This is a genomic window from Terriglobia bacterium (assembly GCA_020072565.1).
GTDB lineage: Bacteria > Acidobacteriota > UBA6911 > UBA6911 > UBA6911 > JAFNAG01.
On sequence record JAIQGI010000035.1, the window covers coordinates 1 to 25,968 of the forward strand.

Sequence of the window (25,968 nt, forward strand, 5' to 3'; positions counted from 1 at the left end):
TTCAGCACGAGCGGCTCTATTGGCGGCCGTTGTTCATCGGCGGCCTGGCGGCATCCATCGCCTGGACATGCTTCGTCCTGTTCGGCGGCGTTTTCGTGGCCCTGCGCTGGCAGATCCTCAGCTATTCCCTCACACTCTTCGCCTCTTGCATGGTATGTCATGGGGAGCTGGTGCGGCTCCGGCCGCGAGCGCGCCATCTCACCTCGTTCTACCTGATGGTCGCGGGTGGCGGCACTCTGGGAGGGCTCCTGGTCACCGTGGCAGCGCCCCACCTGTTCAAGGGATTCTGGGAGTATCACTTCGGGCTGCTCGCTACGGTCCTGCTGGCGCTGATCGTCCTCTTCCGCGATCGCAAGAGCCCCCTGTATCAGGGGCGCCCGCTTATCATATGGGCCATATGGGCCGTGATCTGCGTCTCATGGGCGGTTCTGGGATTCATGCTCGACCACCAGATCTGGCGGTCGTGGAGATTCCAACTCGGGCTGCTCGCCGTTGCGCTGGCGACCCTGGGCGTTCTCCTGCACGAACGCAACGGGCGGCACTACCAGGGCCGTCCGGCGCGGGTGTGGGCGGTGTGGGCCGCGCTGTGCGTCTCATGGCTCGCCCTTGGGCTTGTGCTCCGCATCCACATCCGGCAGTCGCTGGAGAGCAGCGTGGAGACGAGGCGCAACTTTTTCGGCGTTCTGCGTGTGCTGGAGCTGAACAAGGTCGATCCCGCAGAACACCGCCTCACCTTGATGCATGGCCGGATCGAGCACGGCTTCCAGTATCAAGAGGTGGGAAAGCGTTACTGGCCCACTTCCTATTACGGCGCCGACAGCGGCATCGGTCTGGCGCTACGCCTCCATCCGCGCCGGCTTGAGCGGCAAGATCTGCGCATCGGCGTAGTAGGTCTCGGCACGGGCACACTGGCTGCCTACGGTCAGCCGGGGGACTATATCCGCTTTTATGAGATCAACCCGGAGGTGCTGCAGCTTTCGGACAAGTACTTCACCTACCGCAGAGACAGCCTGGCCCGCATCGAAGTGGTGCTCGGGGACGCGCGCGTCACGATGGAAAGGGAGCGCCAGCGGGGAGAACCTCAGCGGTTCGACGTGCTGGCAGTCGATGCCTTCAGCAGCGATGCCATTCCGGTGCACCTGCTAACGCGCGAATGCTTCCAGACCTACCGGTACCATCTGAAAGAGGATGGCATCCTGGCCATACATATAAGCAACCGATATTTCGATCTCAGCCCGGTGGTGCGCAACCTGATCAGGCCTGGGCCGCAACAAGACATGCAGGCCCTCTATATCGACGGCCTGGGCAACGCAAGCCGGGGGACGGACGCCACCGACTGGGTCCTGCTGACCGCCAACCAGCAATTCCTTGCGAATCCCGACTTCCAGAAGGAAGTCTCGCCCTGGAAAGATCCGGCCCCCCCCCAGCAATTATGGACCGACGATTACAGCAACCTTTTCAGTCTCCTGCGCGAAAGAAAAAGCAGCAGCCAATAGCGCGGCAGGAATTTCGTGCCGCATCGCACTCCTCAAGCGATTGCCACCGAGTGATTTTCGCTGTCCACCCATCCCTCCGAGACAGCGGCCCCGGTCAGGTTGCGCAGTGCAGTCGCCAGTTCTGCCCGAGCCTCCAGAATCCGCGTCTCGTTGGCGCCGCGGAAGCCGTCGATCGGGAAGAAGAGGTTTGTGCTGTCGGCGGTCGCTTTAGAGTATTCACCCTGGCGCCAGATCCATCTCCTGGTCCGCACTTCAGTCCCATCGGCATAGACCACCTCACCGGGGTCTACGGGCTCCGAAACCGTGGTGCCAAACGGAGTGAAGATGTCTCCCAGTCTGGCCAGCCTCACGTCGATGGAGCCAGTGCAGCGATCAAGGTCATGCACCCCAAGGGGCACAGCATGCCGAAGCCCAACCGCGTTGGCAAGATCAACAACCGGATTGATCGAAGGCACCGTGCCCCCCTTCGCGATACGACCCGCCATCGCCTCGATCGAGCTCGGAAACCGGTTGGGGTTGATCCCCAGACGCTGGAACGCCTCACGATAGGGCAGCAGGTCAGGGTGCGACTTCACGCCGGCTGCACCAAATCTGGCTCGGGCCAGTCCAATCGCGTCGGCCAGGCGTTTGACAATGGCTTCCGCCTCGGGAGAATCCGGCGCCGGCTGCTTCACACCCCTGGCGACGACCACCCCGAAGCAAGCGGCCGGCAGCCTGGTGAAAATCTCACCATCAACTCTGAAAAACGTCATGCTCTCTCCTCTGACTGCACCTCAGACACTGCGGGCTAAAGGAACTCGGAACGACACGGTGCGGCATATCCGCATCGAAAAAATCCGGACGCAGAGCAGGCTGAGATCACGGCTCCTCTGATCCACTTTATACGATAATCGCCTTGGCGGCCGATAAGAACAGATGTTAATTCGGCCGTTCGTACCGACGGTGACTGCATGAAATATATAAAGGATCTGCTGCTGACCGATACCTTCCTCATCAAGGGGCACCTTAACACGGGGGGCCAAAGGCTGTCGACTTACCTGAACAGCACTCCGAGAAGTTTCCTGGAAGTGGAGAAGGCAATCCTCGTCAACCATGTTCAGCGCGAGGATGCTGAGACTGCCCGGATTCTGGTGCGCGTCGACGAAATCATGCTCGCTCATGAAATGGAAACCACCGGCGACGAGAGCTTGAGACTCCTGGCGGAGCCCGAAAAGGACTTGCTGGCGATAGCCGCCCATACCGGGGGCATGACCCCGTTAAAGCTCTCGGGAAAGGTGAGCAGGCGGGCCATCGAACGCGACACCCCCACGTGCCACGACTTTGTCATAGTGATCGAACCCAAGCTCCGAGGGCTGACCGACAAGGCGGCTCAAATTTGTGCCGTTTTCGATGGTCTGCCCTTTGTGATCGCAAACCGGAACCGCCTGGCGATCATCTTCAGGTGACCTTCGCTCGAGCCCAGTCATCGATCTGCTCCTTGCCGATCCCCGATGATCTTGCTGGGGCTGCAACCGTCCGCCGCCCAACGGAGCGAGCCGCGTGCGGGCCAAGGCGATCAAACACGAATTGAAGATCGCCGCCTGCGATGGGCGAAGCGCGGCCCGAAGCGTCAGCATGGGGGGTGCAGGGTTAATCTCGGGACGTCAACTCGCGGAGATCAATCTGAAAATGGCGGAGCAAATCAATGACCTCTTTAGTGGAAAGCCGTCTCGTGCGTTGAACATGGGCACGTCGGCGCAGCACCTCCGGCAGCAGTTTCGCGGCGCTGAGATAGGACCAGCCTAGATTGAGCGGCAGGCTGCTCCAGCCATTCTTGCTCACGAATCGAGCTGCCGCCCCATGTCGGTGCAACGCTGCATAGGCGTGCCAGCCAAAACGACGTAGAGTCCAGTAAGGATTCACGAGAAGGAGGCGCAAAGGAAAGTTCTTGATCGCCAATAACAGTCGATTGCGCTCGACCAACATCACCTTCAGGCGGGAATACGCGCCCGCGGTTGCCGAATGGCGGTGATAGACCAGCGCTGTCGGCACATACCACGCTTTCCAGCCCAACAGACGTGCTCTCATTCCCAGGTCCGCGTCGTCGCCAAAAGCGAAAAAAGTGTCATCAAAGCCGCCCGTTTCTTCGAAGACTCGTCGGTGATAGAGAGCGGCACAGGCATCAGGCCAGAGTATTTCCTCGTCGCGGTCGTATTGGCCGACATCGGGTTCCATGGTGCCGCGGCCGCGGTTCTGTCCATCCCAGTAGATCAGGTGGCCTACCTTGTCGATCACCCCTTGAGGTTCTGCGAACAGTATCTTGCTGCCCAGCATGCCAATTCGGCGAGACACGTCGCCGTGGCGTATCAATTCTTCGAGCCATGTGGGTACTGCCACGGCATCGTTGTTGAAGGGTGCAATCCATTCGCCCCGGGCCTTGGCAAAAGCCAGGTTATTGGCCCGGCAGAACCCCGTGTTTTCCGGCAGATACATGGCCTGGGCATTCGGAAGCCGTCCTGCCCAGGCGCGAATTCGCTCAGTGGAACCATCCTTGGAGGCGTTGTCTACAAGGATAAATTCGCGGTTCTCCCAGGTCTGTTTCTCCAGCGAGGCGAGGCAGTCATCGAGAAACTTCAAACCGTTCCAATTCACAACAATGATGCTGGCTAACGGCCCATCCATGTTATTGGTTCCACCCCCGGACTACCAGGCGGGCATCCATATTGCGGTTTTCCATAGAGCCCCATACGAAACCGTCATAATATGCTTCAGGAACGCGCCCTGCAATCTTTTGACGCGAAGGCTGAGACTCGCGAATTCGGGTGACGCAATGAGAGCGCACCAATACTGCAACGGCTGGCCGGGCTTTGCTCCGCTTCAGCGATTCATTGGATTGGCCGAGAGCACACGGTAGAGGTAGACAAATCTCCTCAAGCGCGGGCAGGCTTGAGATCCAGCAGGCCCTGGACGTGGTTCGATGATCGGAAGTCATAGAATTGAGGACCAGAAACGCCGTCAAGTCGAATATCACGAAAAAGAACACTATTGTGCCTGCCAGCCCCGGCTGGTCGACAACAGAAACCCATACATCGAATGGCTGAACAATTACCGGCTCCGCAAAGCAATCCAGATGATGCGGGTGCCATTGTCCGGGAAGACCGTGCTCTCGGTTTGCGGCGGAGACGGGCAGGAGGCCGATTTCTTCCAGCAATATGGGGCGAGAGTCACTTTGGTTGATCTGTCGACGGTCGCCTTAACGGCGGCACGAATACGCAACCACGATCTGCAGTGTGCCTGCATGGATACGGAATCGTTGACATTTGCGGACCGCTCTTTCGATTGGGCCATTGTACGAGACGGGTTACATCACCTTGCCCGGCCGATCAAAGGACTGTACGAGTTAGAGCGCGTGGCGCGCGAGGGCTTTGTGATCCTTGAAGGCCAGGACTCGCTGCCTGTCCGATTGCTTTGCGCATTTGGGATTGCGGACAACTGGGATCCCGCAGGCGGATACGTGTATCGCTTCAGCCGCCGCGAACTTCTGAAGGTTTTTTCCAGCATGCAAACCCTCTCCGAGTGGCGCATTCACACGGCCTGGCTGCCATTTGGCAGCGATATTGTAAGATGCTTCCCGGCATTCAATCGATTTGCCTATCCGCTGATGAATCAACCGTCCGTCAGTCGAATCATGAATGTCAAGTCCGTGCGATATGCATGCAAGACCCTCTTTCACACGATCAATTCCATGGCAGGCCATTGGGGAAACTCTCTCATTGTCGTCGCCTGGAAGAAAATTCACTGACAAAGTGAGAGGCTTAGCGTCTTGATCCTTGGAAAAGAGACATCCATGGAACGGATTCCCGTGCGTCAGGTTTCGGCCCTATGGCCGCTTCTTGGGATCTTAACGCTCACCTTCGCCGTAAATGTGCCTTTTCTCAATCAAGCCTTCCACATGGACGACGGAATCTACCTGCTGCTCTCACAGAACGTCCGTCAATCACCCTGGTTTCCGGAAGATGAGCCCGCCTATTTTGAGGGGCTTTGCACCAAGGACCTTGCATCTACCGAACACCCGTGGCCGTTCACCATCTATCTGTTGGCATTGAGCTCATTCATCAGCGGAGACGTTTCGGAAATGAGGCTGCATTTTCCATTCCTCGTGTTTCCGCTGGCTATCTCATGTTCCATGTATTTTCTTGGACGCCGCTTCACGGGACATCCGATCTTTGCAACACTGCTGGTGGTCACCATGCCAGTCTTGTATGTGATGTCACACACCTTGATGACCGATGTGCCCTTGCTGGCTCTTTGGCTGTCCGCGACCGCAGTCTTCTGCAGCGGCGTCGATAGGAACCGCATGACCCTGGACGTGGCTGGTACGGTCCTCGTTACTATCGCATGCTTTTTATCCTATTCCGGGTTCTGTCTTATTCCGCTGTTGGGTTTGTATGGCATCCTGAAGAAAGACCGCGGAGGTGTCGTAACGATCCTGATCTGTCCGATCCTGGCATTCTCGATCCGGCTTGCCGCCGGATATATACATTACCGCCGTTTCATTCCCGGCATGCTGTTGAACTCCTATTTCCTTTTTGAGCGTGTACTTTCTCCTGCGTCGGTATTTCAGAAGAGCATCTTCACGATCCTGGTTCTAGGCATGGTGGCTGCGGTTCCTTGCCTGGTTCTCGCGATCCATCGGAAAAGACTCCTCCTGATTTGCTGTCTCCTCGCCGTTCCTATCGCGTTGATCCTCAAGGTACCCGGTTATGATCCCTTCCAGAAGGTCCTGTTCGCAATGCTCTTCTGTCCTGGCATCGCAGCCCTGTGCCTCGGGATACAGGACCTCTGGAAAGCGCTCCGTTTTCTGCGCACGAAAAACACATCGCACGCCGACGACTTCTTTCTTGGTGCCTGGTTTCTTGGGTTCTTCGTGTTCTGCAGCGCTGCATATATGAACGGCTCGGCCCGTTATGTGCTTCCGGCGGTCCCGGCGGTGGTCCTGATCCTGCTCCGACACATGGAGCGTGTTCTGACAAAGAAGGCTGTTTTGTGGTCATGCTGGGGCGGTGTGATCCTTTCCTCAACTTTGGCGATCGCAATGGCAGTCGCGGATTTTCAATTTGCCGCGATATACCGCAATTTCACGGCTGAGTTCAAGAAAGTGATGGGTGGTCGAAAAAGCCAAGTATGGTTTACCGGTGAATGGGGACTGCGCGCATATCTCGAGCGGCTCGGAGGTCAGGAACTTGGGAGATGCGATGCAAGGCCGCTGCCTGGCGACCTGCTGGTTGTCCCTACTTTGGCCACCCCATATGAGACGCTGTACAGTGACAAGCTGAGATTGCAGTCCACCATCCTTATTGCGCCGTCACGTGTTGCGTTTGATATTCCGGTGGTTCATGCCGAAAGCGAGCTCATCTTTACCGCGGGCATGCCATTTCACGAGACGAGTGATGGCCTGGAGTATAGTGTCCGATTCGTTTCGCGGCATTTGGACCGGGTTCTCGTCCGGGAGGTTCTGATGCCTGCGCAGGGGCGGCAATGGAAGATGCAGAGACTGTCCCTGCGTGATGTGGCAGGTGAGAATGGGAGCATCATTTTTTCCGCCGATGTAGGCAGCTCCGGAAATGCCGATGCCGACTGGCTTGCGATTGCGCAAGCGCGCATTTCCAACCGGGGGGAGAACAATGAAATCGTCTTGTATGATTTTGCAGGCCACTTGGCCGACGCACGCATCGAGCGTGTTCCGGGATTCCAATATCAGACCGACCAAAACAACCCGGTTTTTCCTATGACGGTACGGCTTGCGCAGGTTCCTGCGGTGAAGCGGCTGGCCCACTATAATTACAGCCCCGATTTTCCCCTCCGCTTGTTGGGTGCGGGACCGGCGGCCGGATTTTGGTCTTCCGGCTGGGGTCTGCTCCCATTTTCATTCGCGCCACCAGGGTCGGTGCTGGAGTCCATTTCAGTGTATGAGGCCACCCGCGCCGCGGATGGCTTTGGCCAGACAAACCTTTCATGGTACCTTCAGTAATTCTTTACCTCTTCCAAGTCCGGAGAAACGCTTGTATGACTTCGATGTTGCGCCTGATCTCGGTTTCCGGATAGCGCGGATAGGTGGGCAAAAGAATCAGTTCGCGCGCTACGGCACGAGCATTCGGACAATCACGGTGGAACTCCCTGAATTCCGGCAAGTCGGCACAGTTACGCAAATGTTGGGCGGCAAAGTCGCGCCGGCGCTGCTGTGCGTAACGTAGCAGCGCATCCCGATGGGAACACTGGATCGGATAGTAGCTGTAAATATGCGACCGTCCGGTGTGTTTCCTTGGCGTGATCAACCCTTCCATTCCTGCAAGAGCATCATGATACAGAACCGCATGCGCGACCCGCATCGCCATATCATCATCCAGGCTGCCGATGTTGTGTAACGCGATCTCCGCCTGCGCATCGGACATGCGATGGAGGTAGCGCGCGGGCATTCGAAGAATCCTTCGTGCCCGGTCTTCCGGATCCAATCGTCGGTTGACTTGCTTAATATTATGCAGACAACAATAGCGAACTACAGGATGCAGGAACATGGCAAAGACCGGCGGGGAGGTGGCAATGTCGGTCATCAGGCCACGCAGGCTCAACATCAATAACTGCAGGCTGGACAGGGTCCGCCAGGGGCTGATGCGCTCGCGGATCCTGGCAATAATGGCCGGATTCTGCGAAACCAGCATGCCGCCCTGCCAGGTGCTCAGGTTTTTATAGAAGCCGAAGCTATAGATTCCTACATCTCCGATGGCGCCCAAGCGGCGCTCGTTCTCCTCTCCACCGAAAGCCTGTGCAGCATCCTCAATAAGCGGTACGCCACGGCGACGGCTTATTTCCCGAAATATGTAAGCGCCGGCGGTTTCGCCGTGCAAATGGGTGATAAGGATTGCTCCGGTTCGGTTATCGATCAGCGATTCGGCTTCATCCGGATCTATTGCGCATGAGGATTTCAGAACATCGGCAAACACCGGGATGCCGCCTGCCAGCAGGACCATGTTAACCACGTCGATTATGGTCAGGGGCGACATCACCACTCTTTGTCCCGGCTGGATTAGCTCCTTCAGGGCGAGATATAGCCCCGTCCTGGCCATGGGCACACATACGGCCGCGGCCACATCGAAGCGCCGGCAGATGTCAGATTCCAGCTGAGAAATGCAATTGCCCATGCCAGGCTTAAAGCCAAGTCGACGTAGCGGCACGCCATAACTGGCCGAACTCGCGTAAAGATGATATCGAGGATAGGGAGACCAGCTATAACCCATGAAGCAAGTCAATCTCCGAAGCAACGCGGTGCGCATTGGCCATAACCGTAAAAGCAGTCGTGCCGGACGGTACAGCAGGCAGGACGCTGGCGTCGATCAGATGCACGCCGGGGAGAGAGGCCAATCTTCCCAGTCGGTCGGTTTGCAGCATTTCAGGCTGTGACTGCATGGGAAAGCTGCCACCGCTATGGTATCCGCCGCCCGGCAAATCCAGATTCACTTGGAAGGGGATCGGGATGGCTCGAAAATACTTTCGATATTGTAAGATCTTGTGGGCTATAGCCTGGCAGGTTTTCCCCGCCTTCGGATTAGGGAGGCCTTCTACAAAGAGCTTTTGATAACCATTGCCCCGCAGCGTCAGCCTGAGACTTGACGACACGCTGGAATGCAGATATCCGAAGACTAGAAAAAGGCGGGATGCCAACCCTTTCAGTGCCGGATTCAGTAGGGTGGCTAGCGGCCCCAATTTTTGTCTGAGCAGGGAAAGATACAGGTCATTGTAACCGTAGAATTGGAGATGCACAGGATGTTCGGAAACATCGGCAGCTTCAACCTCTACCACCAGCTGACATAAGGTGTGTAGTCTTTCGCTGAATACCGACTTGGCAGATCGGTATCGCACAACAGGCAAGGTAAAGATGTCGCTGTGACTTACATATAACGGCGTGTCGTAAAGGCCGAGCGAGGCAAGAATGATGCGCGTGGTTTCGAGCAGTCCGGCGCCCACCAGCACGCGACGAGCCGATAAAACCACGGGTGGGCCGCCTGCCAGCGAACGGACTTCCAGCTTAACCAACCCATTTTCGTGGGATAGTTTCTCTGCCACCATCCCGCGTACATAGCGAACTTTCTCCTCATCGATGAGGCGATTAAGAGTGATGGTTGCGGAGTACCTGCAATCATACGGGCAGCCATAGAGACACAGCCCGCAGTATCGGCAGCCTTTATCCCCGTTCCGATCGGCAGAACGGATCGCGAGTGAAGCATATTGGAACCGGATTCCCTGACGCGCCAACACTTCGCGGCCCGCGGCAAGATCTGAATAAAGCGACTGTGCCTGTGAACTTGGGTTGATTCCCTGGCCGTCCGGTTCCCCATCAGGAGGAGATTGTGAGGAGCCGGTAGATGGGAGATCAAATACGATCCGGCGCACGGCGGCATAGTGCGGAGCGAATTCGCTCCAAGTTATGGGCCAGCCGGTGATTTCACTTTCCGGCAGCGGTTGCACGACCGCGCCCCAGACGTTACTAAAACCTCCGGCCGCAAACGACCGATACATGGAGGCCTGCTGCAAATCCAGAGGGACGGCATTCCGGATTTGGTGAAATGAGAAATCGGAGCCGAAGTAAAGTTTCCTGGGAATTCCGTTAGCGGAGGTCGGGCCCGTAAATTGTAATCGTGAGATCTGTTCTCGTTTCCAGTCTTCAGGCTCAACGGTGCATAGATATCTCTTCAAAGTCGAGGCCCATGCCTCAGGTCGTAATCCCACGTCGAGGATGGTAGGCTGGACGCCCCGGTCGGCCAGTGCAGCGGCAGCTGCTATGGAGCTCAAGCCTGATCCGATAATGTAAACCGTCCCGTCTCTACAGATGCCCATGTGGTGTCAGACGTGCCAGTTTGTTCCTTATTAGCCAATGTCGCTTGAATCGTTCGGTACTTGAGAAGCACGCGCTCCAGGCCGGCACTGGTTCAACTCTTTCGAGCGTGGAGGAATTATCGCAGGTACTTCGCTGTTCGCAAATCAAAAAACCAATAGTGAAGTGGATATGCTTTGGCAATAAAATTCAGCGGTGGGTGGCCTTCAGCACTCGCCACATATAACGCGCCGGCAATACAGAGGTTTGCGGCCCTCCATCCGATGCCTCACCCGAAATCGTCACCCGTAAGCAGGGGCTCGTAAGCACGTACTGGTTGCAATCGACAATCCATTTGGCGACAATACGGACTCAATGTTGTGGGGAGCAGATCAGATCGGACGCTGAGATGCATTCCATGTCTTCCGACTCGCCATTCGCGTACAGAATCAAATCATTGAGTTGTTACCTGCGACGAACTCCCACCTGTCCCGGACCGCCCCTCACGGCTATCATTGCCACCACGCATCGATGCAACATGTCTTGCCGCATGTGCATCCGAGCCCAGAAGGCCTTTGATGGGCCTGACATGGAAATGGACCTTTTTAAGAAAATCATTGATGAAGGTGCTGTGCATTTGCGCTATCTCTCATTCGATGGCCCAGGGGAAACGATCTTGAACCCGGAAGCCTTCGCGATGTTCGGCTACGCCAAGTCAAAGGGGATCCGGGTGATGTTTTCCACCAACGCCCTTGCCTTGGATAAAGCGATGGCTTCAGCCATCCTCGATGCCGGCGTCGACATGATTATCTTTTCAGTCGATGGGGCAAACGGGGAGGTCTATCGGGCAGTTCACGGCACTCCGGCTTATGCAAAAGCAATTGCCAACATCCATCAGTTTTTGGAGCACAAGCGCAAAAGAACAGCTTCAATCCTCGTGATTATGCAGATGATTCGCCTGCCGGAAACTCAGGGGCAGGTGAGTGCCTTCTATCAACAATGGCGGGGTGTTCGCGGAATAGATATGGTTCGAGTTAAGCAAGATGTCGTCGGCAGCGATATATCTTCCCGGATCATTGCAGCGCCGACATCGCGTCGGCGACGCCCCTGCCCCCGCCTCTGGTACGGCCCAATTTTTATTGAAACGAATGGTGAGGTGTATGCCTCACCAGGTGTAATGTACAAGGCCGAGCCGATAGGAAATGTAGCGAAGGCCAGCCTCAGTCAGATATGGAACGGACCGGCTATGCAGGCAATGCGCAGGGCCCACGCCAGAGGCGAAGCCGCGGTGTTTCCCGAATGCAGGGATTGCCGGTATCCGCAACCTCGGCTCCCTCTGGTTGTTGCCGGTTTTTTCCTCGACCCATTTGCGGCGGGGAAGCTCGTCCCGCTTGTTGAAAGATTAGCATTCTGGCATCGGCTTCCATTGTTTGAAAGATATGGGTGAGGGGGACTCCTGTTTGAGGTCCAGCCCGCACAAGTTCTCTGCGATTGAATTTATCGGGAGATCCTGAAATGAACCATGCCTGCAAGCGACATATTCGAATCGATTATGACCCGGTTCCTGTTCTCCGGATCTACCGGGCTACCAACGGCTGCGGCGCGCCCTGCTGGGAAAGAAAGCTCAGGAGTGCCTCTGTGGATCCGGAGCCCAGATTGACTACAACGAATTGTGAGCTGAATCCACCACTATCTGCAAAATGGGGGAAATAGAGCACGCGCGCCACCAGATGCTGCGTCAGGTCATCCACCGGAAGCGTGGCGAGCAGAAAACGACTGCCTGAATTCGTGGATCGCATCGCCAGCGTCGCTACGGGCACATCTGAGGTGACATCCAATGTGCCGTGGAATCCTGCCGGCAGATCAGGTATCACTTCCGAGACAAATTGCGACATGCGATTTCCGGCATCGAGAGAGAGTGTCGCCGTTGCACATGCCGCGCCGCTCGCGCCGGCGGCCCTGAGCTGCAGCGCCGCCTTCACCTTTCCCGGATTGACGATGGCTACCCCGGCATCATGCCCACTGGAGCGATCCACAACAAGGCGGATATGGGTGGAGGCGGCAGCCGGTGCGACACCGGTTGCAGCCACCAGCAGGTTCGTCTGCTCCAGGGTAAATACCGCACCGGTGATCGGAGCCGGCTGCCCGAGCTGTGCGTTCAGGATCGCGTAACCGGTCAGGGCATCGCCATATTCGCGCCTGGTAGCGAGAACCTGGGCTCCGTGAGGTGCCAGTCGGTACTGGAAGGTGCTGCCCGACACTCCATTTACGTTCACCGTCATCGGCGTGCCCCCCGGCAGCAGGAAGTCAACAGTGCCGCCGAGTTCCGAGGCTCCCGGATTTACCAGCAGGATCTCGGTGGCATATCCGCCCCGTGTCGCTATCTGGGGGAGGTAGAGCGGCGCGGGCGTCGGAACCGCATCCAGATCCGCAAGCGGCATGGAAGTGAGGAGAAACTCACCGGCCTGATTCTGGATCGTGCGCAGCGTCACCACAGAGACCGGGACCGACGACGTCAACGTCAGGCTACCCTGGAAATTCGCAGGAATGCCAAATGAGGGGAAAAATTCGGTCAGGAATCGCGCCACTTGGCCACCGGCGGGAATCGACAAGGGTTCCGAAGTCTTCACCGCCCCCGCACTGTCGCGGAGTTCCAATGACAGGACAGCCGCGCCGGCCGGAGCGGCGATCGCAAGGCCTGTGTTGACCACATCGCTCTTTTCCGCAAAACACCGCGCGCGCTTCACCGTGCCTGTTCCCGGCACCGCTGCCTCACCTACAACTTGATTGCCGGAGCGGGACGAAAGTATGGCCACACCGGAAACCGGTTCCTGGCCGGGATCGAGCCTGGCATAGCCCGAGGTTGGACTCGAAGCAGTGCCCTGGCTCGCAAAAAGCCGGCTGGCACCCGGCGCCAGGAGCGCGGACACCTTGGGAAAGCCGAATGTGGCCGCGGTGGACACAGAACCGCGGCCCTCGGTAGCCTCGCCATAGAACGCCTCCCATCCTTTGCGAACGGATGCCAGCCTTCGGATTTCGTCCGCGGATGCTTCCTTTCCGCGCGGCACGATGAGCGCAAATGCGTGGCGGAAGTTGGTCTGAGCTTCGCCGAACGCCGGGGAGCGTTCGCCCTCCGCCTCGATGATCTGATCGAGTGTCAAATCGAAGCGAGTGCCGTCGAAAGTGAGATTTTCCCCGGTGAACTGCCCGGTGCTCTCATCGAAGTATCGCGAGGCAGGCATGGAATCCCTCGCCTTCCGGACCGAATAGGTGGAGGATAGCTTTGCACCAAATGTAGACTGGAGGTTATATGCGGTAGTAAGCACTCCGGGAGCGGGACCGGTTTCGGTTTGGCTGCTGTGGCGGATGAATGCCCCGTAGTAGCTCCATGATCCAGAGTAGGGGTCGTCGTAGTCCCCGACATGAAGATTAAAGCCGAATAACCGGTCAATGGCGCCAAAATCCCGTCTGGAATCGCGGATCGCGTTGTTGATCAGCCCATACGCGGAAAGAAAGGATTCGATGGTACCGGACGCGATTGGTTGGGGATCGGTGACGATCATCAAGGGTCCGACATCCTCGGGTGGCCGTAAGCCCATGAGGTACTGATCCAGCCGTGAGTAGCGGCGCGTGTCGTCGGTCACGGTAAAGTGGCCGCCGCCGTCATCCCGCCACTCATTTCCTGCCTCGACCGACGCCTCTGAGTTGAAAAAATAGTTCCAATGGGCGCTGTCGCGGCCAAGGAGAAGGCTGCTCAACGAGCCGGACTTGCGAAACCAGGTAAAGGCGAGAAATCGATGCCCCCATTCCTCGCCGATGAGGGTAAGGAGGTTGTGGTTGTAAGTGGCGATATGGGCAGTCGGATCCTCAGGATATTGTGACAGCGTATTGAGATCGATGAAACTCTGAAGGCGGCCGGCGCTGCCGAAGTCCGCGGAGTAGTCAAGAACCGTCGATCCTATCCCTTTGGCATCGTTGCGGACCGGCTGGTTGTATGCCACGGCCCCGGCAGCAAGATCATCTGCAAACTCGCCTGCGCCGACAGCTATAAGGGCATCTTAGTCATCCTGATGCGACCGATAAAACCGTTGCCCGATGAGTTCAGGATTCATCCCGGATGAGGAAAACATCTGGACGATCGGGGCAGGTGACAGATCGGTCCAGGGAGCGCCGCTGAAAGCAACAAAATACCCTTGGTCACACCCCCCGTTGGAGATTCCCGTGATGCCTTCCGTGGCCGACATCTCTTGGTAGTCGAACTGGATGATGCCGTTCGGAGTTAGGACGATCTGGAAAGTGGAACTACCCCCTTGATAGTAGATCGGGACAGCAAGCCAGGTAATGACCGCCATATCCGGCTTGAGATTGACGTAGACGGCGCCGCCGGTCGACTCAGGATCAAAATCCGCCCAGAGAGGAGCGATCTTGGGCATGGCCGCAATGAATGCGGCCGACGAAGGATCAGGGCTTCGGTCCCCTTCGCCAAAACTTATGCTGCCGTTGGAGTTGACGAAGAACTTCGTCCATTGCTTGCCGTAAAAAGGAAAAGAGAAAGGGAGCGATAGATAACGCGCATCGTCATCATAAAGGGCCAGGTACTCGCCTAATTCCGTGCGCAGGTTCGCGGCGCCAGGATACACGTCGTAGCCACCCCCCGCCGAAGGCCGGAACTCGAGCAATCTGTTGCCCAGATCAAAAGAACTGTTGATCAAAGTTCCGTCGTCATGCAGAACTGCGATGCCTTCTTGATCGAAATCGGGCGGCACCGACAGTTGCGGCGGCAGCAGAACCGCCGGCTTCTCCGCTACCACTGTCGCCCGATCCTCGAGAGAGTCAACAACCGTTACCGTCTTCAACTTTGCTCTGAGCAGAACCCGTCCGCCCGAGTCCACCACCATTTCATCATAGTGCGGGCCTGCGCCCGGCTGCTTCAACCGAACCCAGTTCAGCCCGTTGTCCGAAGAGCGGAAAAGAGTCGTTTTCTGTAGATCCGAATGTACAGGAATCGTGAGCAGCGTGTAGACATGTCGGGCATCGCCGGGATCCACCGCCAGGAGCGGCAGCTCCGTGCGATGAAATAGAGGCACCGGCAATCCGCACGAGGCGGAAATCCAGGTCTCCCCAGAGTCCTCGGAACGGAAAACGCTTCCAACTTCTGTGGCGCAGTAGATTTTACGCGGCTCCGACGGGCTCGCTGCCACGGCTGCGATCCGCGCAATCGGTGCCGCGCCAATCGAACGAGGCAGTCCTCGGCTCGCAGGTTGCCAGGAGGACCCATGGTCCATGCTCCGGAACAGGCCGCGCTCGAGAGTCCCCACGAAAAGGGGCGTGTGCGGGCCGAGGGCCCAGACTCTCTCCAGAGTGGCATTGCCGTCGGGCAAATGGCGTGGCTGCCAAGTTACACCTGCATTTCGAGATTGGAATAAACCGAGGTTGGTTACACTCCAGAGCGTATCTTCTTGCCCGGGATCTGCAACTGAAGAAAAAACACGCCCGATGTCGCGGCGCGGGAGATCACGCATGCCCCACGCCCAGACAAGAATCACAACGATCGAGGCGGCCAGAACGGTTGCTGCCCGCCAGCGGTATCTTGCTTCAGTGGAAAACCCGGCATTCTTCATAACAATTCTGCTCCTCATCCATCTTCCCGTTATCCAGTTTTTCATCGATCACACCCTGCTCGTAGACGCAGCGCGTGGATCACGTCAATTTGAGCTGATGTAGTGGATTGCTACATACAAGAACGTTAAAAAACGACAATCTTCTACCAGAAATTTTATGGCAAGCATGGAAGATCTCTTTGCTAAGATTTCCACCATTCATGCGTCTGCCTTCCCGGGGGGAATTTTCTCTATTGTTTGAATCGAAGGCCGTTATTTCAGAACGCGTGACTTCTGTCCTGATCGCTGATAAGATACTGTTGCTCTTCGTTCGATCAGCGAGGTGCCTGAGTGGAAGGCAGAATTTCGAGCTGTAGAAGGGCTACCGCAAGCTCTTCCCAATCCCCCAGACGCCAGAAGTATATGCCAAGGCGCTCTCGTCATGTTTCGGGAATCAATTCATCCCATGCCGAGACCAGATCGACTGAAGTCATGAATGTCGTCGGCCAGTGACGGACTCTCTCTACCCCGTGAGGAATAACCGTCATCCCGATTTTATGGATTGAATTAAACGCGACCATTTCGGATTAAGAGCATCACGAATCCGGTCGGCAGGAGTACAAACCAATGATTTCCAATAAGCTACACAGCATCGTAATCAGCGCAGCTTTTCTCTGCCTTGGTGCCGCCCCGCTGTTCGGGCAGGCAGTGTTCTCGGTTGGATCTACGGCAGCGGCGGTTGCAGACATCGGCGTTACCGAATTGACGGGGCAAATCGTTCTGACGGTGAGCTCGGGGACCACCGTTCCGGCGCCACTCACCATTACCTATTCCGCGCAAATCACCAACAACGCCGCCAGCGAGATCACGATCACGGGCACGGGTGGTCTTGGCGGTGTCGCAGGCGCTCCGATTCTGCTCGCGGCAAGCAATGCCATCATCATCAACGTTCCCACCGGCGGCATGGCCGGGGATTATATAAGGATTCAGGGCGTGAGAGTCTCGGTGGCGGGCCAGAATTTTACCGGGGTAACCGCTACCGTTCAAGCCCTCTCAAGTTCAGGCAATGGAATCGTGGTAGGACAAAATACTGTAGTAGTAGCAGGACAGGTCCTCAAACCCCTCCTAATGGATCTCAGCCAAGCGCCTCCCCTTTCCTTTACCTTCGGCGCCACGGTTGACGTGTCTTCGTTTATCATCAAGGAGGGTTTTTCCAGTGCTTTTTCGAGTTCGATAGGGCAGTTCGGCCAGACTGTGCCGACCCGCATCCGGATTACGCCTTTCCCATCCATTCCAGCCGGCATCCAGGTGACTTTCCCCGCCAGCGTATCTTCGACACAGACGGGCGCGATTTTAGCCACGACTTCCGGCCAAAGCGAAACTGTTCCACGCGCCGATGGATCGACCGAGGTCATTTATGAGTTCTCGGAGGCACCCTCCAGCTCCTTGGAGGTGGAGTCCTTCACAGTGCCCGTTTCGATGACTATCGACGCGGCGGCAGCAATGGGCATAATTAACTTCCAAGCGACGCTCATTCCCATCGGGCTCGCCACTCCGAACACCGCTTTCCCATCGACGGATATCCCGCGCTATGTGGAGCGCAAGGTTCCCGATGAAACTGAGTTGAGCATAGGCACCATAGAACTTGCATTCCCATTCAGGGCTCAAGCAGCCGCGACCTATACCGGCATCGCGCTCACGAATCCGACCGGATTTCGTGTGAATGCCACCTTCACGGCCTACGGAGCGGATGGTTCCGTAATCACGGGAGCGGGGATCAACAACCCGGTGGTACTGACACTTCCTCGAAACGGGCAGGTCGCAAAGCTGACCAAGGATATCTTCGGAGCGGGCTTCAGCGCTTCGACTGCGGGCACCATCCGAGTGCAAGGAAAGAGCCCTCAAGTCGCAGGCTTTTATCTGCTCGGTGACCTGCAGGGGCCGAGGCTCGATGGAGCTATCGGAGATTTGAACTCCGTGCAGGGATGGGTGTGGCCCGTGGTCTTTCGCCGGATTCCTGCCCCGTTCACCACTTTTGAGATATTCAATCCAGGGACTGTTCAGGCCAACGCGGTATTGACATTGTTCGATGCGGGCGGCCGCATTGTCAAGACTGCCTCGCAAAGCATCGCCGTGTCCGGCACAGTGAATCGGGAATTCGGAGAGCTGTTCCCGGGTGTCGATCTGAATTCGTTTTCCGGCGGTTACATCAAGGGTCAATCCGATGTTGGCGTTGTCGTGCGCGAGACCTTCGGCAACTCGCGCGATTCGAATGTAGTGCCGGGCCAGATCCCGATTCAGCGCACTGCCTTCTATCTCCCGCATTTTGCATCAGGCGGCGGCTATACCTCCGAACTGAACCTCGTGAACACGGATCCTTCAATGAAGGCAGACATTGCAGTGACCCTGCTTGATAACAACGGATTGCCATTGGGGAGTTCTGTGAACCTCTCCATTCTTCCCGGCACACAGTTCATTCAGACGGTCGCGAGTCTTTTTCCTGCTTTGGGGGGCGGGTTGACCACCGGTTCCATACGGTTGGACGTCAAGCCCTCCACATTCGGATGGTTCGTCATAACTCCATATATTGCCGGAACCTTGCGATTCAGCGCCGCCGATGGCTCAGGCTCCTCGACCCTCCCGCTCATGATCCCGCCCGCGTCCGACTTCGTCTATTCCCATGTGGCAGAAAATGCGGGTTTCTATACCGGCGTGGCGATCCTGAATACCGATCCTCTGGCAGCTGCCTCGGTTCACCTCGAGGTTTTCAGCGAAAACGGCCTCTCGATCGGGTCATTTACGACAACCTTGCAGCCCGGCCAGCGGCTCGCCAAACTTCTGGACCAGATGGTCCCGTCCTCGGCAGGCCAGTTGGGCGGTTACATTCGCATCCAGTCGAGCACGCCCGTCACCAGCTTCTCTTTATTTGGGAGCATCGACGGCTTGTCGGTGAGCGCGATACCGGCGCAAAGGATCGGCAACTGATTGTCGGGTCGTGAAAATGGCCAGTGGGACGGCCGGCGGAAAGCCAGGGCCGTCCCATGAGTCGACTGGATTCCGATATGCCCCATTCTGCCGGATTCTGACTACTCGATAATCATCGGGCCGGCTGGCAACGGGTCTTACAGCAGGCTCCATGTCCCGGCAGTGGTGGGCAGATTGATCCGGGAAAACCCGATCTGCCCAAGCCACTACCGTGTTTCCCACCGTACTGCCTCCCCCAAAGCAGAGTGGTGAGAATGCCATGGCGGGGAAATCCCCGACCCTACACCAGGAATTTCACTTACAAGAACGCAACAAAATGGAAATCGCCTACTCGATTTTTTCAGGGATTGCCCGGGCAGACACCGGCGTGGGACAGAAACCAATGATTTCGCCGCGATACATACCAAACACACGAGGAGGATCCCGTGTCTTTCGTACTACTTACCTACAGATCCTTGCCATTTAGGCGAGAAAAGCAAAAGACCAACGCAGAGGTCGCAGAGGTCGTGGAGAAAAGTCATGCAGAAGGGATAATCCTCTGCTGCCTCTTCGTTGAGGCTTTAGGTTGCGGATATTCGGCACCGTGTGTTTCTTGGCTGATGTTTTGGTTATGGTTCGATCCCCTGGTCCTGCCCGCCAAAAACGGTCAGAGAGCGGCCATGACCTCTTTAAGCAGGTATCTGGAGCCCTCCACTCCGTCCCATGGCCCCGCCTCATACTCCAAGGCATAAATGCCCTTGAATTTGGCCTTCTCCAGGATTCGGACGCAGCGTTGCACATCGTTGGTGCTCCAGCGGTCCCAGTATTTCGCATGAACGGTCGTGTGCGTGTAAGGGGCCAGGGCTTCGAGCGCATGGAACAGCATGTACTCGTGTTCCCAGTTGCAGAAATCAGGGGAGGCTTCGCAGAAAGGATGATTCACTTCATCTAGAATGATCCGCACATTCATGGGATCCGCGCTCAGCCCCCAGTGGTTCTCGATGGTGACTTTGACGCCGACCTTGCCGCCGTAGTCCGCCATTTCCTTGTACGATTCGATGGCGTTTTTCAGGAGTTTGACGATCTCGTCGTTCCTCGGGTAGCCTTGGGTGGCGGAGGCCGAAGGCACGATTCTCGGACCGCCTGTGTTTACACGCATCGTCCTGGCTCCGATCCGGGCGCACCCGTCCAGCCACACCTTTGCCACGGCGATACCCTGTTTGCGCAGATCGGCATCCAGATCGCAAATGTTGCGAGGTGCGTTGTTGGAGATGTGGTGGCACCTGACGCCCGTGCTCGCGATCCTGGCGGCAAGCTGGTCCAGCCATTTTTTCCCGGAAGCGGACGACGGATCAAATTCCGCCTTGAGGTACATGGTGTCGTCGCCGACGTCGCCAAACAGCGAGGACCAGAGATCCATGCAGCGAACGCCCGGGAAAGTGTCTTTTGTGAACTGTGGGAAGTCCAGCATGGTGATCTCGCCGTATTTCTTCTTGAAGGCCTGGACTTCGGGATTAGCAGGGCGGCCTGTGCTGCGGGTCTTGAACAGGGAGCGCAGCGGATAGGTGTTGGAGGCGATGCGAGCGAGCTTTTCCTTCTCGCTCAGAGGAAGAGTGGCGGCCATGCGCGCGGAAGCCAGAATCGCGCCTGCGGCCGTCAAACTGCTCCCGGCGACTTTGAGAAAAGCGCGCCGGTCCGGATTTGCATGATTCCGGTCGATTTCGTTCATAGCTTCTCCTTCTCACGGCATAAGACTACGATAGGCATCGAGCAGCATGCCCGCGTTGGAAGTCACAGGTCTCACAAGGGAGGACACATTCGCGGGCCCGGCATCTGTGCCTGCCGAATGTATCAGCCCGAAACGACAATCGCAATGCTTTCGGGCCAATGAGAATTCCGCCAAAGAGACTGAGATAGTGTCGACCTGTGATTTTTGCGGAGATTCAAGTCCGAGGTGATTAAGAATTCTGCGCGGGCAGGCCAGGTAAGACCGGGAATTTGACCGGCTTCGGAGAACCTCGTGGCTTGCGCTTTTGAGTGTTGTGTCACAGGATTCTCCGCGGTAGGATGACCACTATTCCGCGTGACCGTGCTTCAGGCCGGGTGACGCGTTTCCTTAGGAGTGATCGTGATGCGAAAATTGGCGCTGTCATTTGCCGTCTTGTTCCTCGTAAGCCAGGCCGTGGTGCTCTTGGGCTCGAACGCAGTGCCGACGCCTGAATCGGTATTCGGATTCAAGCCGGGCGCCGACAACAAGCTGGCGACCTATGACCAATCGATCGCCTACTTCAGGAAGCTTGCGGCGGCGAGCAAATACATCAAGCTCATGGAAGCCGGCAAGACCACGCAGGGCCGCACGGTCTATTTCGCGCTGCTCTCGGATCCGAGGAACCTGGCCAGAATCGATCGCTATCGTGAGATTGCGCAGCGCCTGGCGCACCCCATCGGCCTGACCGACGACGAAGCCCGCAAGCTCGCGCGCGAAGGCAAGGCCTTCGTCCATCTCGACGGCGGCTGTCACGCGAGCGAAGTAGCCGGAGCGCAGCAAATGCCGCTGCTTGCTTACGACCTGATCAGCCGCGCGGACGATCCGCAAATGAAGGAGATCCTCGACAATGACATCGTCATGCTGTGGCCCACCATGAACCCGGATGGCCAGCAGATGGTGGCCGAGTGGCAGGCGAAGAACTTCGGCACGCCCTACGAGGGATCGGGCATGCCGCGCCTCTACCAGGAGTACGTCGGCCACGATAACAATCGTGACGCCTACATGATGAATATGATCGAGTCGCGTCTGATGGAGCATTTCTGGCGTCAGTGGGAGCCGCACATCATTTACGTTTTTCACCAGTCGTCGCCGCCCCCAACGCGCATCTGGCTGCCGCCGTTCTCCGAGCCCGTCGGGATCAGTGCGCCCTACCTCATGTCACGCGAGGTGAACATGATCGGCATGGCGATCGCCAAAGGTCTCGAAGAGCGGGGGCAGGTCGGGGCAACGCACATGGGCACATCCTTCGATGCCTGGTATCCCGGCTACGTCGACTATGCCCCCATCTTCAAGAACATCCCCGCCTTCTGGACAGAAACGGCGGGAAGCGGGGCGACGCCTCGCGAATCCCCGCTCACCGAGGGTGAGCTCCGGCCGCAAAGCCTTTACTCCAGCCCATGGCCGGGGGGGTGGTGGCGCCTGGCCGACGCAGTCGCTTACGACGAAACCGCCTCGCTGTCGACGCTCGAGTGGGCCGCCAAGTACAAGGATTCGCTGCTTTACAATCGCTATCAGGCCGGCCGCGATCAAATCGCCAAAGGCAAGAAGAGCGCACCCTATGCCTATGTCGTTCCGACGGACCAGCGCGATCCGGTTGCGGCCGTTGAGATGCTTCGCCGCCTCGCTTTCAGCGGCGTGCGCGTGTCGCAGCTCACGGCGCCGATCGCATTGGACAACGTGACGTATCCGGCCGGAACATGGGTGATTCCCACCGACCAGGAATTCGCGGCGATGGCGCGTGAAGTGCTCGATGTCCAGAAATATCCGGATCTGCGCCAGTATCCGGGCGGCCCGCCCGTGAATCCTTATGACGCCGCCGGGTGGACGCTGCCGCTGCAGATGGGGGTCAGGATCGCGTACATATCAACGCCGCTCACCGATGATATGCGCACCAAGATGAAGTTGCTGGGCCCGATGCCCGATCCGGGGGTCAAACCGACGCCGTATAACATGAACGAATCCAGCGATGCGGCGCCATTCGACAGCGTACCCGGAATTGGATTCGACTCGAATCCGTCCGCGGCGGCCATCGTCCCGCCGCCGGGAAGAATCACCGGCAGCGGTCCGGCACTCGCCGTCGATCCCGGGCAGAACAATTCGTTCCGTGCTCTCAACCGTGCATGGAAGCAGGGTGCGAGCGTTGAATTCGTGGCGGGCACGCAGGGCGCCGGTGCACGATATGTGATCCGTGGTCTTGCGGAATCCGCACAGGCTGAGTTGGCAGCTTCGCTGGCGCTCGTCGCCGAGCGCACCGCTGCCGGCGGCACGCCGCTGAAGAAGCCGCGCATCGGCTTGTTCCAACCGTGGACCGCGAGTATGGATGCAGGGTGGACGCGCTGGCTGCTCGAGCAGTACGGTTTCGAGTTCGTGAACCTGCATCCTGAAGACTTCCACTTGCCCCTTCGCGACAAAGTCGATGTCGTCATCCTCGCCGACGATGCGAGGATACCGGTAGAGGGCGGCGGCGGCCGCGGCGGCGGTGCGGGACAAGGCACTCGAGGGGCTGGTGTGGCTCAAGCGGGCGCGGGAGGCCGGGCTGGAGCCGCAGCGCCGGCAGCAGCCGGGGGTCGTGGCGGTGGTGGCAGAGGGACTCCCCGCCCGGAATACGCTTATGTTCTGACACAAGACGACCTGGCGGCATTCGAGGCGTTCGTTCGCGGCGGCGGCACAGTCGTCTGTTTCAATAGCGCCTACCGATTTGCCATTCAGCAGTTCAAGCTGCCGGTCAAGAATGCCGCCGACGGACTGCGATCCCAGGACTTTTTCCTGCGTGGGTCGATCGTCCAGGTGACAGTCGATCCGACGCACCCCGTGATGGCCGGGATGCAGGAGCAGGCAGCTGTGTTCGTCGATAACAGCCCGGTCTTCGAAACACTCGAAGGCTTCCAAGGCAAGGTACTGGCGAAGTATCAGCAGACCGGCTCGCCGCTGCTGTCGGGATATCTGATCGGCGAGAAGTACCTCCAGGGAAAGGCCGCCGCGCTCGACGTCGAGCTCGGTCAGGGACACGTCGTGCTCATCGGCTTCCGCCCCGAGTGGCGCGATCAGCCGTTCGGGACGTTCAGGGTCATATTCAATTCAGCGATTTACGGGAAATGAGGGGTAACTTTACCTCTAAGACTCCAAGACTCAAAGACTCTAAGAAATGAAATCTCTTATGGTCGTCCTGGAGTTTTAGAGTCTTCGGGTCTTGGCGGTAAATGACTGGACTGAACGACAATCACAAGCGCAGAATCCTGACCTCGCTCCAGTATGCGGATAAGCTGCTGGAGGAGAGCCTGCGTGCGCTGGCACCGGGCGCGAATCCCTTGTTTTCAGGGTATGTCCGGGATCTGTCGCCGGCACAGTCTCGCTGGGTTGAGAGTTATGCCGGGAAAATCCGCGAGCAGATGTCCAGACTTCTGGAAAAATGCGCCATTGAGGCCCCTTCCCCGGCGACCTTTTCCAGTGGGAAACTTCGGACATGCCTTACTTCTCTGGACCTCACCTTGGAAGACATCCATCCCGAGAAGATGCGTGGCTATGGCAAAATGGACTCCGTTGCCGCGCGCGACTTGTCCTGGACCCTCCAGGAGATCCACGAACTGGTGGGCCGGCTCCTCACTTTCCTGTCCGAATCACGCGGAGTACAGGCGCGTGGGCTTCCTCAGCTTGAAATCAGGCCGGCACTTGTGGGCCTGATAGAGGGAATGGCTCAGATCATCGCGACCCACGGATTGGTTGAGTTTCTGCCGGCCCTGAATGCAATCATTCGGAAAGCCCAATCTCACCGATACGTGATCGCCGTTTTCGGCAAACGCCACGCAGGCAAATCCTCACTTATCAACCGGCTCCTGGAGTTTCAGCTGCTGCCCGTGGGGCTGACACCGATAACGGCCGCGCCGATCCACATAATTGCCGGCTCCGAGCCGCAACTGCGGGTCTCCTTTCTGGACCGGGTCGAAGAACTTCCCGTGGGGCAGCTGGCACAATATGGAACCGAGGAGAAGAACCACGCGAACTCGAAGCGCGTCATCGCTCTTGAAGCGTCGGTTCCATCCAGGCGGTTGCAGGAAGGAGTCGCCTTCGTCGACGCGACGGGCATCGGCTGCTTCCCGAACAGCGGGACCGAGTTTGCCCCTGCCTCCCTGCCGAATTCGGACCTCGGGCTGGTACTGATCGATGGTCGAGGTTTGCCGGGCCGCGAGGATCTGGACCTGCTTCGGGCCCTGAAGGCTGCAGGCACTCCGTCGGCGGTGATGATCAGCAAGTGCGATCTCCTGGCTCCGGAGGACATCGAACGCGTGCTGACGCGCGCCCGCACCACAATCGTGGAACATCTCGGGTCCGCACCGGAAGTAATCCCCATCAGCTCGATGGTGGCCTGGGCACCCGCGTTGAGTACCTGGTTCGAGCGCACGATCCCTCCGCTGGTCCAGGCATCCCGCGCCGCCATGATCGATGCCGTCGAAAGAAGAGCACAATCGCTGCGCGCATCGCTGCTGGCAACGCTGGAAATGCAGGCGAGCCGCACTGCCGCGGCAGAGGGCCTCTCTCACGGAACTGAACGCATCCTGCGGCGCATGGATGAAAGCGTGGCGACATTTCAGCAACACTGGGAGCATGGGCTCGACAGGGTTTCTGCCTGGTCGGAGGAGATCCTGGAGCAGGTAGCTTCAATCCTGGCGCATGCATCAGCCGCTGGCGATCCATCGGGCCGTCTGTCGGCAGATCTCGTCGCCGGAACCGTGATCCTGGCTGTCGCCTCACGCTGCCATCCTCTTCTGCAGGAGTACCTGGAGCTCACGCACCGGCTCAGCGCCGGGATCGACGAATTGAAAAAGAGCGACCATGCCGTCGGACTCATCACTCAGGAATTCCCCGGGCTTCCGGCTCTTCCCCCGCCGGAGGTTTCTATGTTGGACGGCGTGACGGTCTCTGCGCCGGAGCCTCGCGCGCGCACCAGCCAGGCGGCTCAAGCACGGCACTTTCGAAGGGAACTCGAGGAAATGCTCGGAGCTCGCCTGCTGCAGATATTGGAGGAGCTGCAGCCGAGGCTCACACATTGGTTCCTGATGTCCCTGAATGCCCTCAAGGAAAGCTTGCATCTCCAGACGGACCCGCTCCGCTATCGGAGCCCCTCAAAAGCATCCGCACCAACCGATGAAAAGCTGATGGAGGACATATCTTTTTTGCGGAGCCAAAACGTCGCGGAGGGACTCCCGGGCGGCGCGCACACTCGAACGGACGTCGATCCACGTGGCGGGTAGCAAAGCAAAAGCAGACACGGCCTCCCTCTGCCCCGACGGCAGA

Annotated in this window: 15 protein-coding genes; 8 read left to right on the top strand and 7 right to left on the bottom strand. The window is 57.9% G+C overall.

All coding sequences use genetic code 11. The annotated features are described in order from the left end of the window. Nucleotides 1–1,496: fused MFS/spermidine synthase (locus LAP85_19780; protein MBZ5498642.1), on the top strand; the 1,496-nt coding region annotated here is incomplete at its 5' end. Nucleotides 1,497–1,528: 32 nt separating this feature from the next. Here the strand turns inward: LAP85_19780 and LAP85_19785 are convergent. Next, nucleotides 1,529–2,248, bottom strand: coding sequence for a hypothetical protein (locus LAP85_19785; GenBank protein MBZ5498643.1), 720 nt, complete (start codon nucleotides 2,246–2,248; stop codon nucleotides 1,529–1,531). A 198-nt stretch (nucleotides 2,249–2,446) separates the two neighbouring features. Here LAP85_19785 and LAP85_19790 point away from each other — a divergent pair, with 198 nt between their 5' ends. Then, a complete protein-coding gene (locus LAP85_19790; protein MBZ5498644.1) occupies nucleotides 2,447–2,941 on the top strand; it encodes a hypothetical protein in 495 nt (164 codons plus the stop codon). 184 nt (nucleotides 2,942–3,125) lie between these two features. Here LAP85_19790 and LAP85_19795 read toward each other — a convergent pair whose 3' ends face one another. Then, complete coding sequence (locus LAP85_19795; protein ID MBZ5498645.1) at nucleotides 3,126–4,157, bottom strand: glycosyltransferase; 1,032 nt, start codon at nucleotides 4,155–4,157, stop codon at nucleotides 3,126–3,128. A 295-nt stretch (nucleotides 4,158–4,452) separates the two neighbouring features. Here LAP85_19795 and LAP85_19800 point away from each other — a divergent pair, with 295 nt between their 5' ends. Together LAP85_19800 and LAP85_19805 are read left to right on the top strand one after the other, a co-directional pair. Continuing rightward, the gene (locus LAP85_19800; protein MBZ5498646.1) at nucleotides 4,453–5,277 is read left to right on the top strand and encodes a class I SAM-dependent methyltransferase; all 825 of its coding nucleotides are present in this window, start codon (nucleotides 4,453–4,455) and stop codon (nucleotides 5,275–5,277) included. A gap of 45 nt (nucleotides 5,278–5,322) precedes the next feature. Continuing rightward, the gene (locus LAP85_19805; GenBank protein MBZ5498647.1) at nucleotides 5,323–7,506 is read left to right on the top strand and encodes a glycosyltransferase family 39 protein; all 2,184 of its coding nucleotides are present in this window, start codon (nucleotides 5,323–5,325) and stop codon (nucleotides 7,504–7,506) included. Between the two features lie 4 nt (nucleotides 7,507–7,510). Here the strand turns inward: LAP85_19805 and LAP85_19810 are convergent, their stop codons facing one another. After that, nucleotides 7,511–8,674, bottom strand: a complete 1,164-nt coding sequence (locus LAP85_19810; protein MBZ5498648.1) for a DegT/DnrJ/EryC1/StrS family aminotransferase — start codon at nucleotides 8,672–8,674, stop codon at nucleotides 7,511–7,513. Between the two features lie 85 nt (nucleotides 8,675–8,759). Further along, complete coding sequence (locus LAP85_19815; GenBank protein MBZ5498649.1) at nucleotides 8,760–9,998, bottom strand: hypothetical protein; 1,239 nt, start codon at nucleotides 9,996–9,998, stop codon at nucleotides 8,760–8,762. An 884-nt stretch (nucleotides 9,999–10,882) separates the two neighbouring features. Between LAP85_19815 and LAP85_19820 the strand changes: the two genes are divergently transcribed. Continuing rightward, nucleotides 10,883–11,791 (top strand): radical SAM protein, encoded by a 909-nt coding sequence (locus LAP85_19820; GenBank protein ID MBZ5498650.1) that lies wholly within the window; start codon nucleotides 10,883–10,885, stop codon nucleotides 11,789–11,791. Nucleotides 11,792–11,921: 130 nt separating this feature from the next. On the opposite strand, the gene LAP85_19825 is transcribed toward LAP85_19820, so the two are convergent. After that, a complete protein-coding gene (locus LAP85_19825; GenBank protein MBZ5498651.1) occupies nucleotides 11,922–14,345 on the bottom strand; it encodes a hypothetical protein in 2,424 nt (807 codons plus the stop codon). Between the two features lie 57 nt (nucleotides 14,346–14,402). After that, nucleotides 14,403–15,965, bottom strand: coding sequence for a hypothetical protein (locus LAP85_19830; protein MBZ5498652.1), 1,563 nt, complete (start codon nucleotides 15,963–15,965; stop codon nucleotides 14,403–14,405). Nucleotides 15,966–16,571: 606 nt separating this feature from the next. Here LAP85_19830 and LAP85_19835 point away from each other — a divergent pair. After that, nucleotides 16,572–18,929: a hypothetical protein gene (locus LAP85_19835; GenBank protein ID MBZ5498653.1), complete on the top strand. Its 2,358-nt coding sequence runs from the start codon at nucleotides 16,572–16,574 to the stop codon at nucleotides 18,927–18,929. A gap of 646 nt (nucleotides 18,930–19,575) precedes the next feature. Here LAP85_19835 and LAP85_19840 read toward each other — a convergent pair. Continuing rightward, entirely contained in the window at nucleotides 19,576–20,637 is a 1,062-nt protein-coding gene (locus LAP85_19840; protein MBZ5498654.1) for a sugar phosphate isomerase/epimerase, read from the bottom strand. A gap of 399 nt (nucleotides 20,638–21,036) precedes the next feature. Between LAP85_19840 and LAP85_19845 the strand changes: the two genes are divergently transcribed. Both LAP85_19845 and LAP85_19850 read left to right on the top strand, forming a co-directional pair. Next, complete coding sequence (locus LAP85_19845) at nucleotides 21,037–23,775, top strand: hypothetical protein (GenBank protein MBZ5498655.1); 2,739 nt, start codon at nucleotides 21,037–21,039, stop codon at nucleotides 23,773–23,775. Between the two features lie 101 nt (nucleotides 23,776–23,876). After that, nucleotides 23,877–25,925: a dynamin family protein gene (locus LAP85_19850; GenBank protein ID MBZ5498656.1), complete on the top strand. Its 2,049-nt coding sequence runs from the start codon at nucleotides 23,877–23,879 to the stop codon at nucleotides 25,923–25,925. Nucleotides 25,926–25,968: the final 43 nt, after the last annotated feature.

Bases quoted from the DNA above. Each gene is read 5' to 3' on its own strand.
- LAP85_19785 (MBZ5498643.1), bottom strand. From the start codon at position 2,248: ATGACGTTTTTCAGAGTTGATGGTGAGATTTTCACCAGGCTGCCGGCC.
- LAP85_19790 (MBZ5498644.1), top strand. From the start codon at position 2,447: ATGAAATATATAAAGGATCTGCTGCTGACCGATACCTTCCTCATCAAG.
- LAP85_19795 (MBZ5498645.1), bottom strand. From the start codon at position 4,157: ATGGATGGGCCGTTAGCCAGCATCATTGTTGTGAATTGGAACGGTTTG.
- LAP85_19800 (MBZ5498646.1), top strand. From the start codon at position 4,453: ATGATCGGAAGTCATAGAATTGAGGACCAGAAACGCCGTCAAGTCGAA.
- LAP85_19805 (MBZ5498647.1), top strand. From the start codon at position 5,323: ATGGAACGGATTCCCGTGCGTCAGGTTTCGGCCCTATGGCCGCTTCTT.
- LAP85_19810 (MBZ5498648.1), bottom strand. From the start codon at position 8,674: ATGGGCAATTGCATTTCTCAGCTGGAATCTGACATCTGCCGGCGCTTC.
- LAP85_19820 (MBZ5498650.1), top strand. From the start codon at position 10,883: ATGTCTTGCCGCATGTGCATCCGAGCCCAGAAGGCCTTTGATGGGCCT.
- LAP85_19830 (MBZ5498652.1), bottom strand. From the start codon at position 15,965: ATGAAGAATGCCGGGTTTTCCACTGAAGCAAGATACCGCTGGCGGGCA.
- LAP85_19835 (MBZ5498653.1), top strand. From the start codon at position 16,572: ATGATTTCCAATAAGCTACACAGCATCGTAATCAGCGCAGCTTTTCTC.
- LAP85_19840 (MBZ5498654.1), bottom strand. From the start codon at position 20,637: ATGAACGAAATCGACCGGAATCATGCAAATCCGGACCGGCGCGCTTTT.
- LAP85_19850 (MBZ5498656.1), top strand. From the start codon at position 23,877: ATGACTGGACTGAACGACAATCACAAGCGCAGAATCCTGACCTCGCTC.